The following is a 15726-nucleotide window of genomic DNA, read 5'->3' on the forward strand; positions in this document are numbered from 1 at the left end:
GCGGGGCAGCGAGTCGAGCTGGCGAGCGACGGTATCCACCAATCCTCCTGAGTGCCCCTCAAGTTCGGTGCGGATCCTCCGACTGGCCAGGGGCAAGCCCCCCCGAAACGCGGGGTTGTCTTCCTCGCCGGGACGGAGAGCAGGCGGGCAGGAGGGCACCACCTTCCTTCTCGGGACTCGGGGCAGGGGACCGGGGACAGGTCCTCAGCAGCAGGTGCGGCGACACGAGCGCAGGCGCGACGTGCACACCGCCTGGCAATCGGCCTCGCCCTCGCAGGCGTCCCAGCAGGTGCCGAAGGTCCCGTCGCAGTCATCGCAGCACGCGGCCGCGAGCCGCTCCATCTGCTCCACCTCGACCCGCGGAGGCGCGTCCTCGGCCGCCACGGCGGCTCCGGCCCCACAGCAGACTCCGACGAACAGCGCCACGAGCATCGTTCTCATGTGTCCCCCCACGGCCTGGGCTCGACCCGGACCGTCGTTGTCCCACGGCGACGGCGGGTCGACCCCTGAGGAGACGGCGCTTGTCCGATATCTTCGGTCGCCTCGTACCGCGGGGCAGGTGTGCGGCGTCCGGGCGACGGCTCAACGCACCCAGGCGAAGGCGCGCTCCAACCGGGGCAGGGCATCGTCTAGATAGCTGCGCCCATGTCCCACGACGACGCGCTGGGGCCTCCACGCGAGCATCCGCTGGTAGCAGGCGCGCGCGGCGGCCTTGCGTCCCCAGGCCGTGAGCTGGACCTCCCTGGGCGTCTGTCCCGGCCACATCGCCCCGCCGAGCGTGAGCATCCAGCGGAAGCGCGGCTGGACGCGCTCGTGCTCCAGCGCGATGACCATGTCCGCGACGAGCAAGGTCGACGAGTCCCGATGGAAGAATACGACCTCTTCGATGAAGCGGCTGCCTCGGAAGATGAGCTGGTCCAGGTCCCCCGCCCAGACCCCCGGCGCGCCGTCGGCGAGGTCCGCGTCGAACGGCGCCTCGAGCTTCTGCGAGCGCGCGCGCTCACGCACTCCCGGAGACGCCCAGGCCGTCGCGGCGGGGTAGCGCGCCTTCCACGCGGCGATGGAGACGTAGTGCAGCCGGTTGGGTGAGACCAGGTGCTCGACGGGGCCGAGCGCGTCGACCTCCGCGAACAGCTCGGGCGTGGGCGCGATGGGGGACCACAGCCACAGTCCCCCCGAGCGCAGGCGGATGATGACCATGCGCGTGGGGAAGGGCAGGGTGATGGGCCCCACCTTCATCTCGATGACGGGCCCGTCCACGCACCAGAGCCCCTCCGCCACCGGCTTGAGCGTGCACAGCGGCACATAGGGTCGGAGGCCGTGGGACCACTCATCCTGTTCGTCGGCGTGCTCGCGGCTCCCAGCGCTCATGGCCGCGAAGCCTACCGTCCGGGGCCAGGGCCGTCGAAGGTGCTCAGCGCGAGCGCACCGTGCACGAGGTCTTGATGAAGTCCACGTCGTCGTAATACGCGCAGGTGAAGTACACGTTGACGTCGGGCCTGTCGGCGCAGTCCCGGCGCCCCGTCTGCGAGATAAGGTCCGCGTCCAGGTTCACGCACTCGCAGCTGTGGCAGCTTGCCTCCTTCTTCAGACACACGTGGCTCGTCGTCGCGGTGACGATGGTGCCGCAGTACTCCGTGGCGCGCTTGCAGCGCGTGTCCCCACACTCGACGGTCTCCGGGAAGGACGTGTTGCCGCCGTCCTCCTTCCCATCGTCCCCCTTCGAGTCACTCCCACAGCCCACCACCAGCATGGAGAGAAGCACCAGGTACTTCGCCATCGCCTTCATGTCGTCCTCCCGAGGAGTCACAGGGGGCACGAGCGCCCCCGCCTGAAGGGAGGAGACAGGCCGCGCGACACCGTTGCAGGAAATCGACAGCGCCCCATGCGCTCGGAGGCCATACCGCGCCATCGGAATATTCGTTATGTTCCAGACAATGACGCGGTGGCGACTGCTGGTGATGTGTCTCTTCGGGGTGACGGCGTGCGCGACGACACCGACGACCCCTGCGGCGCCTCCCTCGTGCGAGCCGGGGGCGTTGCTGCCCTGCGCGGAGTGGGGGCGGAAGCTCCTGCGCGAGGGCGACCGCTATCGCGCCACGGAGGCCTTCGCCAAGGCGTGTGAGGAAGGCGACCTGTCCGCGTGCATGACGGAGGGCGAGCTGCGCAAGGAGGCCGGTGACTACAACGGCGCCGAGCGTCCGCTGCGCAAGGTCTACGACACGGGCCAGGAGTCCGCCGCCATCGCGCTGGCGGAGGTGCACGAGGCCCGTGGCGGCCCCAGGGACCTCCAGCTCGCGTCGGACTTCCGACACGAGGCCCTCGCGCTGAACAAGCCGGCCACGGAGGTGGTCTTCGCCCTGCGCGTGACGACCGAGGCGGGCGCCGCGACGGAGCTGTCCTTCAACCTGCAGCCCATGGCCTTCCACCACCGGCGCCTGGGCTTCGGGTTCAACACCGTGCTGGGCCCTCCCGACCTGTTCGAGCTCAACGGCTTCGGTGGTTACCAGCACTACGTGTCGCCCTGGCTCATCCCCTACGCGCGGTTGATGATGGGGGCCCGCTCGGTGGCCGGGGGCAGCGCACTGAACGTCGGCGGCGAGGCCGGGGCCAAGGTCGCCTGGGAGGACATCGGCCACATCAACATGGCCGCGGGCGTCTCCATGGCCAGCGGTGGCTACTTCTCCGTGGGCCTGGGCCTCAATGGCATCATCGTCCTGGCGATCCTGCTGCAGATCCGCTGAGCTCACTTCGTGGGCATCCCCAGCACGTAGGAGATGGCCACCTTGCCCGGCGCCTTCACCTCGCCGACCTCCCAGGTGTAGCCCTCCTTCGCGAGGGACTCGGTCATCGCGGCGAGCTCACGCGGATGGTGCACCCGCAGCGCGGACACCAGCCCGTCCCAGAAGATGAGCAGCGGCGCCACCGGCACCCCGTACGTGAGCAGCAGGCGCAGCGGCGTCATGGGCCGCACCAGCGGGGTGAAGAGCAGCACCAGCACCGGCACCAGCAGCATGGACAGCACCCCGACCGGCGTGCGGCGCACCGTCTCGAACGCCGCGATGGCAACACCTCGTGCCTGTGCATCCGCCAGCACCTGCCGGGCTTCTTCGGGACGGAAGTGGTGGAGCGCGTTGAACAGCGTCCGCATGCCGCGCAGGTCCGAGGGCACCTGGAGCGCGTCCACCGAGCGCTCCAGGTAGGTGACACCCTCGCCGCGCGCCCGCTCGGCGGCCTCCGCGTTGGGATACTTGTCCGACAGGAGCACGCGCGCTTCCACGCCGTGCTTCTCCGCCAGCAGGCGCTTGAGTCGGGGCAGCGGTCCGCGTCCCCCCGAGCCCAGATCCAAGAGCGCGTCGCTCCCAGAGGCCTTCAAGCCTCGCGCGAGCACCTCCGTGGCGCCGTCGAAGAGGCCCAGGCGCGAGCTGACGGTGTGCAGGTAGTCGGTCGCCAGGTCCCTCAGGGCGCGGGGGAACCAGTCCTGGTCGATGAACTCGAAGAGGTGCAGCCGGGGCACGCAGGCGCGAGCGGTGACGGTGTCGTTCATGCGCCAAGGGTGCCGTCCCGAGCGCCCGGCCGCAGTGACAGCCCGCGCCAGAACGGCTTGCCGCGCGCGCCAGCCGGCGACTACCGTCCGCCGTGTGCCGAAGCCGTCCTCCAGTGGCGTGCCGTCACTCTCCGCCCGACTGGCGCGCCAGGCCCTGCGCATCGCGAGTCGGATGGGGCTGCCCGTGGAGACGCTGCTGCGGCGCGCGGTGGGCCTGAGCCTGGAGGACCTGGACGACCCGGAGCTGCGCGTCCCCTACGCGGTCCTCGACGACCTGCTGGAAGAGATGGAGTCCCTGTCCGGCGACGCCAACCTGGGGCTGCACCTCGCCCGCGTGGACATGGTGGACCTGGACGACCCTGCCACCTTCGTGGTGCTCACCAGCGCCACGCTGCGCGACTCGATGGAGCGCGGCGTCCGCTACCAGCGCGTGTGGGGCGACGGCGAGCGCTTCCGGATGGAGGACACCGCGCGCGGCGTGCGCATGCGCTTCACGCCCGTGGGCGCGTGGCGGCCCGCGCACCGGCACCTGGTGGAGGCCGCGCTGAGCCAGTTCGTCACCGGCGTGCGCGCCTTCACCGGCGAGGACGTGCACCCGCTGCGCGTGCGCTTCGCCCACCCGGCGCCCCAGGACGTGTCCGAGCACCAGGCCCTGTTCCAGGCGCCGCTGGAGTTCGACGCGCCCTTCAGCGACATCGAGTTCTCCCACGAGGACGCCAGCCGCCCCTTCGTCCACGCGGACACGCTGCTGCACGCCATGTTCGAGCGGCTGGCCCAGCGCGCCCTGGAGAAGCTCCCGGCGCTGAGCACCACGGCGGACCGCGTGCGCGAGCAGGTGCGGCAGGCCCTCTCGGGTGGGGACGCGTCCTTCCAGGCCGTGGCCCGGGCGCTGCGCGTGCCTCCGCGCACCCTCCAGCGTCGTCTGGCCGAGGAGGGCCACTCGTACGCGGGCATCGTCGACACCCTGCGACGTGAGCTGTCCGGCATCTACCTGCGACGTCGCATGTCCATCGCGGAGGTCTCCTTCCTGCTGGGCTACGCCGAGCCCGCCGCCTTCCACCGCGCCTTCAAGCGCTGGTGGGGCCAGAGCCCCGAGCGCTTCCGCCGCGAGCAACAGGACTCCTCTTCTTCCTGATTTGCACGTGTTACGGCGTGTCAACGGGTCGGCCGAGACTGCGCGCGACATGTCTGGGAATGCTGGAGCGGGCGGGCGGACAAGGACCGTTTGACTCGCTTGGCGGCGCGTTCCTAGCATCCGGGGATATCGCAGCGGGGGACTCTCCACTCACATGCCGGCTTTGACTGAGTCACCTGGGTTCCTGACCCAGGGGGAGGACTCGCTCTATTACGTCCACCATCGGGCCCGGGCGGAGCGTCGCGCGGCGGTGTTGCTCGCGGGGCCGTTGGGATTGGAGCGCGCGCATGGCTACGTGGTGTGGGTGAGGTGGGCCCGCTACCTGGCGGAGCGGGGCGTGGAGGTGCTGCGATTGGACTACCGGGGCTCGGGGGAGAGCACGGGCCGCTTCGATGAGATGACCTTCCCGCGCTGGGAGGAGGACGTGCGCACGGGCCTGGAGCACCTGCGCGCGGCGAGCCCCGGGGTGCCGGTGTTCGTGCATGGCTTGCGGCTGGGGGCGCTGCTGGCGGCGCGGGTGTTCCGGACGGACGCGGTGAATGGGTTGTTGATGTGGGAGCCGCCGGAGTCGGGGCGGGCGCACCTGATGGAGGTGCTGCGGCGCAAGGTGGCGGCGGACAACCTGGAGGGGACGGGGGGACAGGCGCGCTCGCGTGAGGACTACGTGGCGCGGATGGAGGCGGGGCAGGTGGTGGAGGTGGAGGGGCTGCCCTGGTCGCGGGCGCTGTGGCGCAGCGCGGAGGGCTATGAGCTGGCATTGCCGGAGGCGCACGAGGCGCGGCCCTGGCGGGTGGTGCACCTGGATGGCAGGCCGGCGGAGCGGTTCGTCGCGCCGGGGCGGAGCGGCTCGGTGCGTGCGCCGCGGCCGTTCTTCTGGACCACCAGCAACCGGCTGCTGCCGGAGCTGACGGAGCTGTACGCGGATGGCATGGGCTTCATCGCGGGCGGCGGGGCGCGCGCGGAGGTGCGGTCATGAGGGAGCTGGTGCAGTTGGACGTGAAGGGGCATCGGCTCTGGGGGACGTACCATCCGCCCGCTCCGGGGACTCGGCGCTCGGTGGGGGTGCTGTTCCTGAATCCGGGGCATGTGCCGCGCTCGGGGCATGGCGGGCTGTCGGTGCTCGCGGCGGACCGGCTCGCGTCGAAGGGCTTCGCGTGCTTCCGCGTCGACCTGCCGGGGTTGGGGGACTCGGCGGGGGAGCTGCCGGAGACGACGGCGGAGCTGTACCAGCACGTGTGTCAGGGCGGCTTCGTGGAGGTGGCGAGCGCGGTGCGAGAGGAATTGCAGCGTCGGTTCGGCTTGCGCGGCCTGTTGATGGGGGGGCTGTGTGGGGCGGCGACGACGGCGCTCTACCTGGCGGACCAGGAGCCCGAGGGCGTGCCGGGGCTGTTCATGTTCGAGCCGGAGTTCTACCTGTCCGAGCAGGAGGCGAGCGCGGTGGGGGAGGGGGACGTGACGGAGGCGGCTCCGGGGCGGCTCAAGCGGGTGACGTCGAAGCTGTTCTCGTACTGGGGATGGATGCGGATGCTCACGCGCGAGAACGAGTACGCGCGGCTGTTCAAGTACGTGCCGTTCCCGCGTCAGAAGTTGTTGGACCTGTTGATGGACTGGGATTCGTTGCCGGCGGTGGCGAACGTGCCGTTGGTGCGAGCGTGGCAGCGCGTGGTGCGGCGCGGGCAGCCGGTGTTGGTGATGACGGCGGAGGGCAAGCTGCGCGACGTGTTCTTCGACCGCATCCACCGCTCGGCGCTGGCGGACCTGCCGCATCCGAACCTGTCGCGCGTCCGACTGCGGGGCACCAATCACATCTTCACGACGGGGGGCGCCATCGAGGCGTGCGTGGCGGAACTGGCCCGCTGGGCGAGCGCGAGCTTTCCCGAGTCCGCCGCGGTGCCCGAGGGTGTTGACGCCGCGCGTCCGGGGCTGGAGCGGGTGGCTGGCTGAGATTGTCAGGCCATTTCCTGACGTCGGACAGGTGACCCGCGGATGAGTGGTCCGTGACCCTCGCGCGGTGGTTCTTTCACTGTGCAAGGAGTGGAAGGCGAGAGGTCTCCTATTACTTCAAGGTGATGGACGCCGCTGACGAGTGGTCCTTCGAGACCGATTGTCGGTACACCAACAGCCGGTGGCTCTGCCTCGCGTACTCTGCTCCGCGTCTGGCTGGAGGTGGACGCTTCTGTCCGCCTCGGCGACGCCGAGAGGGACGTCGATTTGAGCGAGGGGTGGCCCCTGCGCCATGCTCTCGCTTCGCCGTGGCGGGATGCGCCGCCAGGGTGAACGGGGGACATGCAATGAAAGACAACGAGCTGCTCGAGGCGCGCGCGGAGCCGACGTCCCCTCCTGCTCCGGGAGGGCTGCGCGGCTGGTGGTCGAGGTGGCGCGCGGAGCGACGTGCGCCGAAGCGCGCCGCCCCGAAGAAGCCTGGGGTGGTCCGTCGCGGCTGGACGCAGCACGTGGCGGGTGTCGTGGACGTGGCGCTGGTCGTCCTCGCGCTCGCCATCGTCGCCGTGGCGGGTCAGCACGCCGCGGCGACGGCCCCGGACGTCCCGGGCGGGTGGCGGCTGCCGGTGTTCCTCATCCTGTTGCCGTTCGGTTTGACCTATACGTCGTTGCTCTCGGCGCGCTCGCGGCTGACGCGGACCCGGTTCGAATTGGCGCATCCACCGGGCAACTACAGCCCGACGGACCAGCGCATCCTCTTGAGCGTCCAGAAGTCGTGGAGCTACGAGCGGCTGCTCTTCCGGGCCGCGCTGGGCAAGGTGGGACTCCACGCTCAAATCTATGGGCTGGTCACCACGCTGACGCTGGGGCTCACCTACCTCATCTGTTTCCCGCTCCCGAAGCCGACAGCGGATGGGTACACGATGGTGCCGCTGGTGGCCGTGGCCGCCGCGTCCGCCGCGACGGTGTCGTTCGCCATCCACTTCGGGCGCATCGTCGTGCGGCTGGCGAGCCAGGACTTCAACGCGCGGATGTACTCGTGGGCGACCCGTTCGATGTTGCTCTCGCTGTGCGCGACCGTGGTGGCGGCCATGTTCCTGACGCCCAAGGCGGGCTCCGAGGCGCCGCTGGTGCAGTGGTTCGACCGGGCGGTGCTCTTGGGCGCCACGGTGGCGGCGCTCGGGGACCAGGTGCTCGAGTTCGTCGTGGCCAAGGCCGCATCGCTGTTCGGCATCGCGGTGCGAAACCCCGCGGGCGTGGCGGACCTGGAGGAGATCGCCGGGCTCACCCGGGACGACGTGGCGCGGCTCGCGGAGGAGGGCATCGAGTCGACGCATGGGCTGGCCTATGTGCCCACGGCGCGGCTGTTCTTCTCGACCAATCACAGCCTCCAGCGACTGGTGGACTGGCAGGACCAGGCGCTGCTGCTCCAGTGGGTGGGGAGCGCGCGGGCGAAGTCGCTCGCGGACCGGCTGATGGTGCGCGGCGCCATCGACCTGTGGGGCACGGTGGTGGCCCTTGACGCGGCTCCGGATGACGCACGTCGTGCCGCCCTGGCGCAGGCGCTGGGGATGGACGAGTCGCAGGTGTCGTCCATCGTGAAGCTGGTCGAGCACGACCAGGTGGTGCGGCGGCTCCACGCACACTACGTGTCCACCGCGTGGGTGAACCCGGGGACGGAGCCCGTACCGGTGCTCAACGTGTCGTTGATGAACGGCGTGGGGCCCGAGGACCTGGAGCGCATCGTCGCGAACGCGCTGGTGCAGCGGCCAGGGCTCAACGAGGCGGACGAGGCCCGGGTGCGCGCCGTCGTCGAGCAGGCGCTCCAGTCCGCCGCGGACAGCCGTCCAGGGCTCTTCGCGCGGCCGGAGTTCGGGCAGGTGATGACGGAGTGTCTGAAGGATGCGCTCGCGCAGCAGCCGCCCTCAGCGCCGGTGGACCTGGAGGCGCTCGCGCGGGTCATTCAGGAGTCGGTGCGCACGGCTCCGGCGGACGTGCCGCCGACCCGGAGCTGAGCCCTCGTTCGCTCGACGCTCTGCTGTGGCCGCTCCAGGTTGGACATTGTCTTCAGCTGCCCATCATGCGGCGGCGCGTCCGTCCTCCGCCTTGCCTCGAGACAGGCGCTTCTGGATGGCCAGGAACAGGGCCTCGTGCGTCGCGGGGGCGGCGAGCTCCACGTCACCCCCTGGCTGGCCGAACGCGCCCACGGCGTCGCGCAAAGCCTCGCGCACCGACAGCGCGAGCATCAGCGGCGGCTCGCCCACGGCCTTGCTGCCGTGGATGGTGTTGTGCTGCGTCGCCCGCTCCAGCAGCTTCACCCGGAAGTCCACGGGCGCGTCGCTGAACGCCGGCACCGGGTACGTGCTGGCCGAGTGCGTGAGCAGCCGGCCCTTCGCGTCCCACCGCAGGTCCTCGCCCGTGAGCCACCCCAGGCCCTGCACGAAGCCGCCCTCAATCTGTCCCCGGTCCACGCCCGGGTTGAGCGAGTCGCCCACGTCCTCGAGCACGTCCACCCGGAGCACGCGCTTCATGCCCGTGAGGCCGTCCACCTCCACCTCCGTCACCGCCGCGCCATACGCGAAGTAGAGGAACGGCTTTCCCTTGCCCTTCGCCTTGTCGTAGCCGATGCCCGGCGTCCGGTAGTACCCCGTCACCGACAGGCCCACGCGCGCCAGATACGCCGCGTCCACCACGGCCGCGAACGCCGCCGACACCTCGGGCGCGCCCTTCACGCCCACGCGGCCGCCCTCGAACACCAGCGACTCCGGCGCCACCCCGCGCCCGTGCTTCTCCGACAGGAACTTCGCCGCCACCGGAGCCAGCCGCTCGCGGATGCTCACACACGCCTCGCGCACCGCCGCGCCGTTCAAGTCCGAGCCGCTCGACGCCGCCGTCGCGGACGTGTTGGGCACCTTGTCCGTCACCGTCTTCGCCAGCCGGATGGCGTCCGCGGGCAGGCCCAGCTCACGCATGGCCACGCCCTGAATCTTCGTGTGCAGGCCCTGGCCCATCTCCGTGCCGCCGTGCGACACCATCACCGAGCCATCCCGATACACGTGCACCAGCGCGCCCGCTTGATTCAGGAACGTCGCGGTGAACGAGATGCCGAACTTCATCGGCGTCATCGCGAGCCCCCGCTTGATGTTCGTTGAACTCGCGTTGAACGCGTCCACCTCCGCGCGCCGACGCGACAGCTCCGAGGACTCCTTCAGCTCACGCCACAGCCCCGGCAGCCGCTCGTCCTCCAGCTCCTGTCCGTAGTGCGTGGTGTTCGTCTCACCCGTGCCCCGGTAGAAGTTGCGCTCGCGCACGTCCTCCGCGGACAGACCCACCGCGCGCGCCACCCTCGCGAGGACCTCCTCGCCCACCAGCATGCCCTGCGGACCGCCGAAGCCCCGGAACGCCGTGTTGGAGACCAGGTGTGTCTTCGCCACCCGCCCCGTGTAGCTCGTGGCCGGGATGTAATAGGCGTTGTCCAGGTGGAAGAGGGCGCGGTCCGTAATCGACTCGGACAAATCCAGCGACCAGCCGCCGTTCGATACCAGCACGGCCTTCAGCGCCAGCAGCTTGCCCTGCTCGTCGAAGCCCACCTCGTACGTGGCATGGAACGGGTGCCGCTTGCCCGTCACCACCATGTCCACGTCCCGGTCCAACATCCATCGCACCGGTCGGCCCGTGTGCCACGACGCCAGCGCCACCAGCGCCGCGGGCGCGTTGCCTTGCGTCTCCTTGCCACCGAAGCCGCCGCCCATGCGCGGCGACTGCACCACCACGCGGCTGCGCGGCAGGTGCAGTACGTGCGAAATCACCGCCTGCACCTCGGACGGGTGCTGTGTGGAGGACACCACCGTGATGTCCCCATCGTCGCCCTTCTCGGCGTAGGCCGCGTGCGTCTCCAGGTAGAAGTGCTCCTGGCCGCCAATCGACACGGTGCCGGACAGCCTGCGAGGGCTCGCCGCGAGCGCCGCGTCCACGTCACCCCGGCGGATGATGTGCGGCTCCGTGTGGTAGCTGCCCTGGGCGATGGCGTCCTCCACCGTGAGGACCGCGGGCAGGGGCTCGTACTCGACCACCACCTGACGCGCGGCCTCGCGGCATGCGTCCACCGACTCGCCCACCACGAGCGCGACAATCTGCCCGTGGAACAGCACCTCGTCCCTGGCGAGCAGCGGCTCGTCGTGGCGGATGGGCCCGGTGTCGTTCATCCCCGGGATGTCCTCGGCGAGCAGCACCGTCACCACGCCGGGCAGGGCCCGGGCGGCCGTCGCGTCCCTGCGCAGGATTCGCGCGTGCGCATGCGGCGAGCACACCGGCCACACCTCCAGCATCGGCCTCGACTGCGCCACGTCGTCCACGTACTTCGCCGCGCCCGTGACATGGCCCAGCGCGCTCTCGTGGCGCAGGACGCGCGTGGCGTCCGTGGGCACCTCGCCGTCACTCCCGACGAAGCCCGGCGCCGCGTCCAGCGAGGGGCTGCGCTCACCCGTGAAGAACTTCTCGAACAGGCTCACGATGAGCCCGCGTCGGTACTCCGCGCTCCCGCGCAAGTCGCTGATGGGGGACAGCTCCGCGCCGAGCACCGGCAGCACCTGGTCCACGGTCTCCCGCGTCCACGGCTTGCCGACCAGCAGCTCCTCGGTGCGACGCGCGCGAATCGGAGTCGCCGCGACGCCGCCGTAGCCCAGCCGCGCCGACCGCACCACGCCGCCCGAGTCCACGTCCACGCAGAAGCCCGACGCGACGATGCTGATGTCCAGCTCGCGCCGCTTGGACACCTTGAAGGAATCCGAACGCCGCGTCAGCCCGCTGTCCGCCGAAGGGCCGTGGGGGATGACGATGGCGCGCACCACCTCGTCCGCATGGAGCGCCGTCTTGCGGTACGCGAGGAAGAACTCCGACAGCGCCACCGTCCGCTTGCCGCGCACCGACGCCAGCACCAGCCGCGCATCCAGCGCGAGCAGCACGGGCGCCAGGTCGCCGATGGGCGACGCCGTCACCAGATTCCCGGAGAGCGTGGCCCGCTGGCGGATCTGCCGCGAGGCGAAGACGTTGAGCATCTTCGTCACCTCGGGCAGCGCCGTGCCGAGCGCGTCCTCCAGGTCGACGAGCGTCGCCGCTCCGCCCACGTGCCATCCATCCGCTTCCCGACGGACGTCGCGCAGGCCCTCCACCGCCTCGGTGGAGATGAGGAAGGGGTAGCGCCTGGACTTCTTGGTGATGTCCACGCCCAGCTCGGTGGCGCCCGCGACGAGCATCGCCTCCGGGTGCGCGGCCTTCAGCGCGAGCAGCTCCTCCCACGACGTGGGCCGCAGGAACTTCTGTCCCTTCGCCTCGTAGCTCACGGACGACAGGGCCGCCGCGGGACCACCGAGCGGCGTGCCGGGAATCGCGCTCAACCCCACCGCGGCGTCGCGCGCGGCGAGCGCGTCCATCATCGCGTCGCGGATGGGGCGGTAACCGGTACAGCGGCAGATGTTCCCACACAGCTGGTCCGCCACCGCCTCCGGGCTACAGACGGCCGGACGCGAGTACGCCTCCGCCATCGACACGACGAAGCCCGGCGTGCAGAAGCCACATTGCGAGCCGTAGTGCTTCACCATGGCCTGCTGCACGGGGTGGGGCTTCTCCCTCGAGCCCACGCCCTCCACCGTGACGATTTCACGGCCGGCCACCATGGGGACCAGGGTGATGCAGGCGTTGAACGCGCGCAGGTTGCGGTTCCCCTGGGCGTCGCGGTCCACCATGGCCACCGTGCACGCGCCACAGTCGCCCTCGGCGCAGCCCTGCTTCGTCCCCGTGGCGCCCTTGGCGCGCAGGAAGTCGAGCAGCGTGGTGTTGGGGGACACGTCGTCGACGCGGACGACGCTCCCGTTGAGCCGGAACTCGAACATGGTGCTCATTCTCCAGACGAAACCCCGCGCAGGCGGGGCGGCTCCGAGACGGACGGCTCGGGGCGGGTTTCGACGAAAGGCTGGTGGTGGAGCTGGAGCAGGCCCGCGGCGATGCTCACCGCGACCTCCTGGGGCGACTTGCCGCCCAGCTCCAACCCCATGGGGCACTGCACCCGGCTCAAGAGGCTCGCGGGCACGCCGCGCGCCTCCAGGCGCTGCCGGAACCGCGCCCACTTGGTCTTGCTGCCGATGAGGCCCAGGTAGCGCGCGGGCTTCTCCAGCGCGGCGGCGACGATGTCCTGGTCCAGGTCATGTCGGTGCGTCATCACCGCGACATAGGTGCGCCGGGCGTCCCACGTGGCGCGGGCGAAGAAGTCCTCCCACGGCTCGTCGTGGCGCGTCACGGAAGGAGGGATGCGCTCGCCCTGGAGCCACTCGGAGCGCTCGTCCACCAGGTGCACCCGGAAGGGGGTGCCCTCCAGGATGCGACACACCGCCTGGCCCACGTGGCCGGCGCCGAACAGGTACAGCCGAGGCCCGTGGTTGACGGGCTCCACGAAGACGTCCACCACGCCTCCACAACACTGGCCGAGCTTCGCGCCCAGCGGGTAGCGGTACGTGCGGGACTCGCCGCGCTCCAGGCACCCGCGCGCGTCGGCGAGCACCAGCTGCTCCAGGTGTCCGCCGCCCACGGTGCCGTGGAACACGCCGTCCCCGCGCACCAGCAGCTTCGCGCCGGGCTCGGCGGGGGTGCTTCCCTGACACATTGTTACGGTGGCCACGGCGAAGGGCGCACCCTCGCGCGCCCACTCGCCCAACTGGCGGACCCAATCCCACATGGTCCCCCAGACTCTGCCACACCCTGTGTCCGGTGGGGATGGGTCTGCGTGCATCCTGTGTGGAATGGATGGCGGCCCGGCGGGCGGGCGGGCCCGGAAGTCTCAGGTCTCGAACAGGTGCGCCGCCATGAAGTCCACGAACACCCGCAGCTTGGGGGACAGGTAGCGGCTGGAGGGCCACAGCACCCGGAACGTGCCCTGGTGGTGGAGGTGGCTGTCGAGCACCTTCACCAGGGTGCCCTGCGCGAACTGCCGGCGCAGGGCGAAGTCCGGCAGGCAGGTGATGCCCAGGCCCTGCTCTGCCAGGTGGATGAGCGGCTCGATGGTGCTCGCCACCACCGTGGTGGGCAGCTCGACTTCCTTCTTGCGCCCCTTGCGGAACGGCCAGCGCTCCAGCTTGCCGGTGGTGGCGAAGCGGTGGTGCAGACACGCGTGCTGCTTCAGGTCCTCGGGCCTGCGGGGTGTGCCCCGGCGCGCGAGATAGTCCGGCGAGGCGACGAGGACCAGCCGGAACGTCCCCAGCACCCGCGCCATCAGCCGCGAGTCGCTGATGCTTCCGCCGCGCACCACGCCATCGAAGCCCTCGTCGATGACGTCGACGAGCCGGTCCGAGAAGTCCAGGTCCAGCTCGATGTCCGGATATGCGCGCATGAACGCGCTCAGGGTCGGCATCATCAACATGCCCACCAGGGGCATGCTGATGCGCAGCTTGCCGCGCGGAGCCTCCTGCGTGCGCGCGAGCTCCAGCTCCGCGGCCTCGACTTCACAGAAGATGCGCCGGCAGCGCTCCAGGAAGAGCGAGCCCTCCGGCGTCAGGGTGATGGTGCGTGTCGAGCGGTGGAAGAGCCTGACCGAGAGCCGCTCCTCCAGCCGCGACACCGCCTTGCCGATGGCCGACGACGACACCCCGAGCTGTCGTCCCGCCACGGTGAAGCTGCGCGCCTCCGCCGCCTGAACGAAGGCCTGCAGTGAGCCGAGACTGTCCATCCACCGCGCTCCGATTCCGGACATCCATGTCCGATGTGTTCCGAACTCTAGCGTGATGGTCCGCGAGCCCGCCCGAAATTACCTTGCCCGCCAACACCTCACGGTCGACGCCCACGGGCCCACCTCGCCTCTTCGGCACGAGGGCCTCCGTGTATCGACCTCATCCCCACAGGCCATGACCACCTCCTCGCTTCCTGTCGATGCCACCCCGCGGACCGAACCCGCGCTCCCTCTCGGAGGGCTCCTCGCGCTGGCGATGGCGGCCTTCATCACCGTGCTCACCGAGGCGCTCCCCGCGGGGCTGCTGCCCCGGATGAGCGTGGACCTGGGCGTCTCCGAGTCCCTGGCCGGACAGCTCGTCACGCTGTACGCGCTCGGCACGTTGCTGACGGCGATTCCCCTCACGGCGGCGACGCAGGGGTGGCGCCGCAGGCCGTTGCTCCTCGGCGCCATCCTGGGCTTCGCCGTCGTCAACACCGTCACGGCGGTGTCGTCCAGCTTCGCGGTGACGCTGGCGGCGCGCTTCCTGGCGGGGGTGTTCGCGGGGCTGCTCTGGGCGCTCGTCGCCAGCTACGCGGCGCGCATGGTGTCCGAGCGACAGAAGGGCCGGGCGATGGCCATCGCGATGGTGGGCATCCCGCTGGCGCTGTCCCTGGGGATTCCGGCGGGCACGTTCCTGGGCGCGGCCGTCGGCTGGCGCGTCACCTTCGGAATCATGAGTGGCCTGACGCTGGTGCTCGTGGGCTGGGTGCTCGCGCGCGTGCCGGACTTCCCCGGGCAGCCCGAGGACCAGCGGCTGTCGCTCGCCCGCGTGGTCCTGATGCCCGGCATCCGCCCCGTGCTGTTCGTCACGCTGGCGTTCGTGCTCGCGCACAACGTGCTCTACACGTACATCGCCCCGTTCCTGGGGGCGATGGGGATGGCGGGGGACATCGACGTGGTGCTGCTCGTCTTCGGCGTGGCGGCGCTCGCCTCCATCTGGGGCGTGGGCGTGCTCATCGACCGGTGGCTGCGGGAGCTGGTGCTCCTGAGCACGGCGCTCTTCATCGGGGTGGCGGTGGCGCTCACGGTGTCGAGCGGGCTTCCCGCCGTGGTCCACGCGGGCGTCGCCGTCTGGGGGCTGGCCTATGGCGGCGTGGCCACGCTCTTCCAGACGGCCTCGGCGAAGACGGCCGGGGAGGCCTCCGACGTCGCGCAGTCCATGGTCGTCACGGTGTGGAACATCGCCATCGCGGGAGGAGGGCTTGTGGGCGGCGTGCTGCTCGACACGCTGGGGACGCGCTCGTTCCCGTGGATGCTGATGCTCCTCCTGGTGCCCACGCTGCTCGTGGCCTGGAGGGCGCGGGAGCACGGCTTCCCACCCGTGCCCCGGCGCTGAATCACGGC

The 15726-nt window shown here is 70.7% G+C and carries 13 protein-coding genes; 6 read left to right on the forward strand and 7 right to left on the reverse strand.

Features of this window, described 5'->3' with window-relative positions; genetic code table 11:
- Window positions 1–204: 204 nt before the first annotated feature.
- The 3 genes from K8625_RS27150 to K8625_RS27160 all read right to left on the reverse strand — a co-directional run bounded on the left by K8625_RS27150 (window position 205) and on the right by K8625_RS27160 (window position 1789).
- Complete coding sequence (locus tag K8625_RS27150) at window positions 205–441, reverse strand: hypothetical protein (protein WP_223784332.1); 237 nt, start codon at window positions 439–441, stop codon at window positions 205–207.
- A gap of 141 nt (window positions 442–582) precedes the next feature.
- Complete coding sequence (locus K8625_RS27155) at window positions 583–1371, reverse strand: DUF4336 domain-containing protein (protein ID WP_223784333.1); 789 nt, start codon at window positions 1369–1371, stop codon at window positions 583–585.
- A gap of 43 nt (window positions 1372–1414) precedes the next feature.
- Window positions 1415–1789, reverse strand: coding sequence for a hypothetical protein (locus K8625_RS27160; RefSeq protein ID WP_223751077.1), 375 nt, complete (start codon window positions 1787–1789; stop codon window positions 1415–1417).
- A gap of 136 nt (window positions 1790–1925) precedes the next feature.
- Here K8625_RS27160 and K8625_RS27165 point away from each other — a divergent pair, with 136 nt between their 5' ends.
- Window positions 1926–2744, forward strand: coding sequence for a hypothetical protein (locus tag K8625_RS27165; protein ID WP_223784334.1), 819 nt, complete (start codon window positions 1926–1928; stop codon window positions 2742–2744).
- Between the two features lie 2 nt (window positions 2745–2746).
- On the opposite strand, the gene K8625_RS27170 is transcribed toward K8625_RS27165, so the two are convergent.
- Entirely contained in the window at window positions 2747–3547 is an 801-nt protein-coding gene (locus K8625_RS27170; protein ID WP_223784335.1) for a hypothetical protein, read from the reverse strand.
- Between the two features lie 118 nt (window positions 3548–3665).
- On the opposite strand from K8625_RS27170, the gene K8625_RS27175 reads away from it, so the two are divergent.
- The 4 genes from K8625_RS27175 (at window position 3666) to K8625_RS27190 (ending at window position 8638) form a co-directional block, all read left to right on the forward strand.
- Entirely contained in the window at window positions 3666–4682 is a 1017-nt protein-coding gene (locus tag K8625_RS27175; protein WP_223751080.1) for an AraC family transcriptional regulator, read from the forward strand.
- A gap of 154 nt (window positions 4683–4836) precedes the next feature.
- Entirely contained in the window at window positions 4837–5658 is an 822-nt protein-coding gene (locus tag K8625_RS27180; RefSeq protein WP_223784336.1) for a serine aminopeptidase domain-containing protein, read from the forward strand.
- The gene (locus tag K8625_RS27185) at window positions 5655–6626 is read left to right on the forward strand and encodes a hypothetical protein (protein ID WP_223751081.1); all 972 of its coding nucleotides are present in this window, start codon (window positions 5655–5657) and stop codon (window positions 6624–6626) included. Before K8625_RS27180 ends, K8625_RS27185 begins: the two co-directional genes overlap by 4 nt.
- Window positions 6627–6973: 347 nt before the next feature.
- A complete protein-coding gene (locus K8625_RS27190; RefSeq protein ID WP_223784337.1) occupies window positions 6974–8638 on the forward strand; it encodes a hypothetical protein in 1665 nt (554 codons plus the stop codon).
- Window positions 8639–8701: 63 nt separating this feature from the next.
- Here the strand turns inward: K8625_RS27190 and xdhB are convergent, their stop codons facing one another.
- The 3 genes from xdhB to K8625_RS27205 form a co-directional block, all read right to left on the reverse strand.
- Window positions 8702–12514 carry a xanthine dehydrogenase molybdopterin binding subunit gene (xdhB, locus tag K8625_RS27195; RefSeq protein ID WP_223784338.1) on the reverse strand — a complete coding sequence of 1271 codons (3813 nt, stop codon included), beginning with the start codon at window positions 12512–12514 and terminating at the stop codon, window positions 8702–8704.
- 5 nt (window positions 12515–12519) lie between these two features.
- Complete coding sequence (gene xdhC, locus K8625_RS27200) at window positions 12520–13353, reverse strand: xanthine dehydrogenase accessory protein XdhC (RefSeq protein ID WP_223784339.1); 834 nt, start codon at window positions 13351–13353, stop codon at window positions 12520–12522.
- A gap of 102 nt (window positions 13354–13455) precedes the next feature.
- The gene (locus tag K8625_RS27205) at window positions 13456–14340 is read right to left on the reverse strand and encodes a LysR family transcriptional regulator (RefSeq protein ID WP_223784340.1); all 885 of its coding nucleotides are present in this window, start codon (window positions 14338–14340) and stop codon (window positions 13456–13458) included.
- Between the two features lie 256 nt (window positions 14341–14596).
- Between K8625_RS27205 and K8625_RS27210 the strand changes: the two genes are divergently transcribed.
- Complete coding sequence (locus K8625_RS27210) at window positions 14597–15718, forward strand: MFS transporter (protein WP_223784341.1); 1122 nt, start codon at window positions 14597–14599, stop codon at window positions 15716–15718.
- Window positions 15719–15726 lie beyond the last annotated feature (8 nt).

The sequence above is a fragment of the Myxococcus sp. AS-1-15 genome (assembly GCF_020037055.1).
Taxonomy (GTDB): domain Bacteria; phylum Myxococcota; class Myxococcia; order Myxococcales; family Myxococcaceae; genus Myxococcus; species Myxococcus fulvus.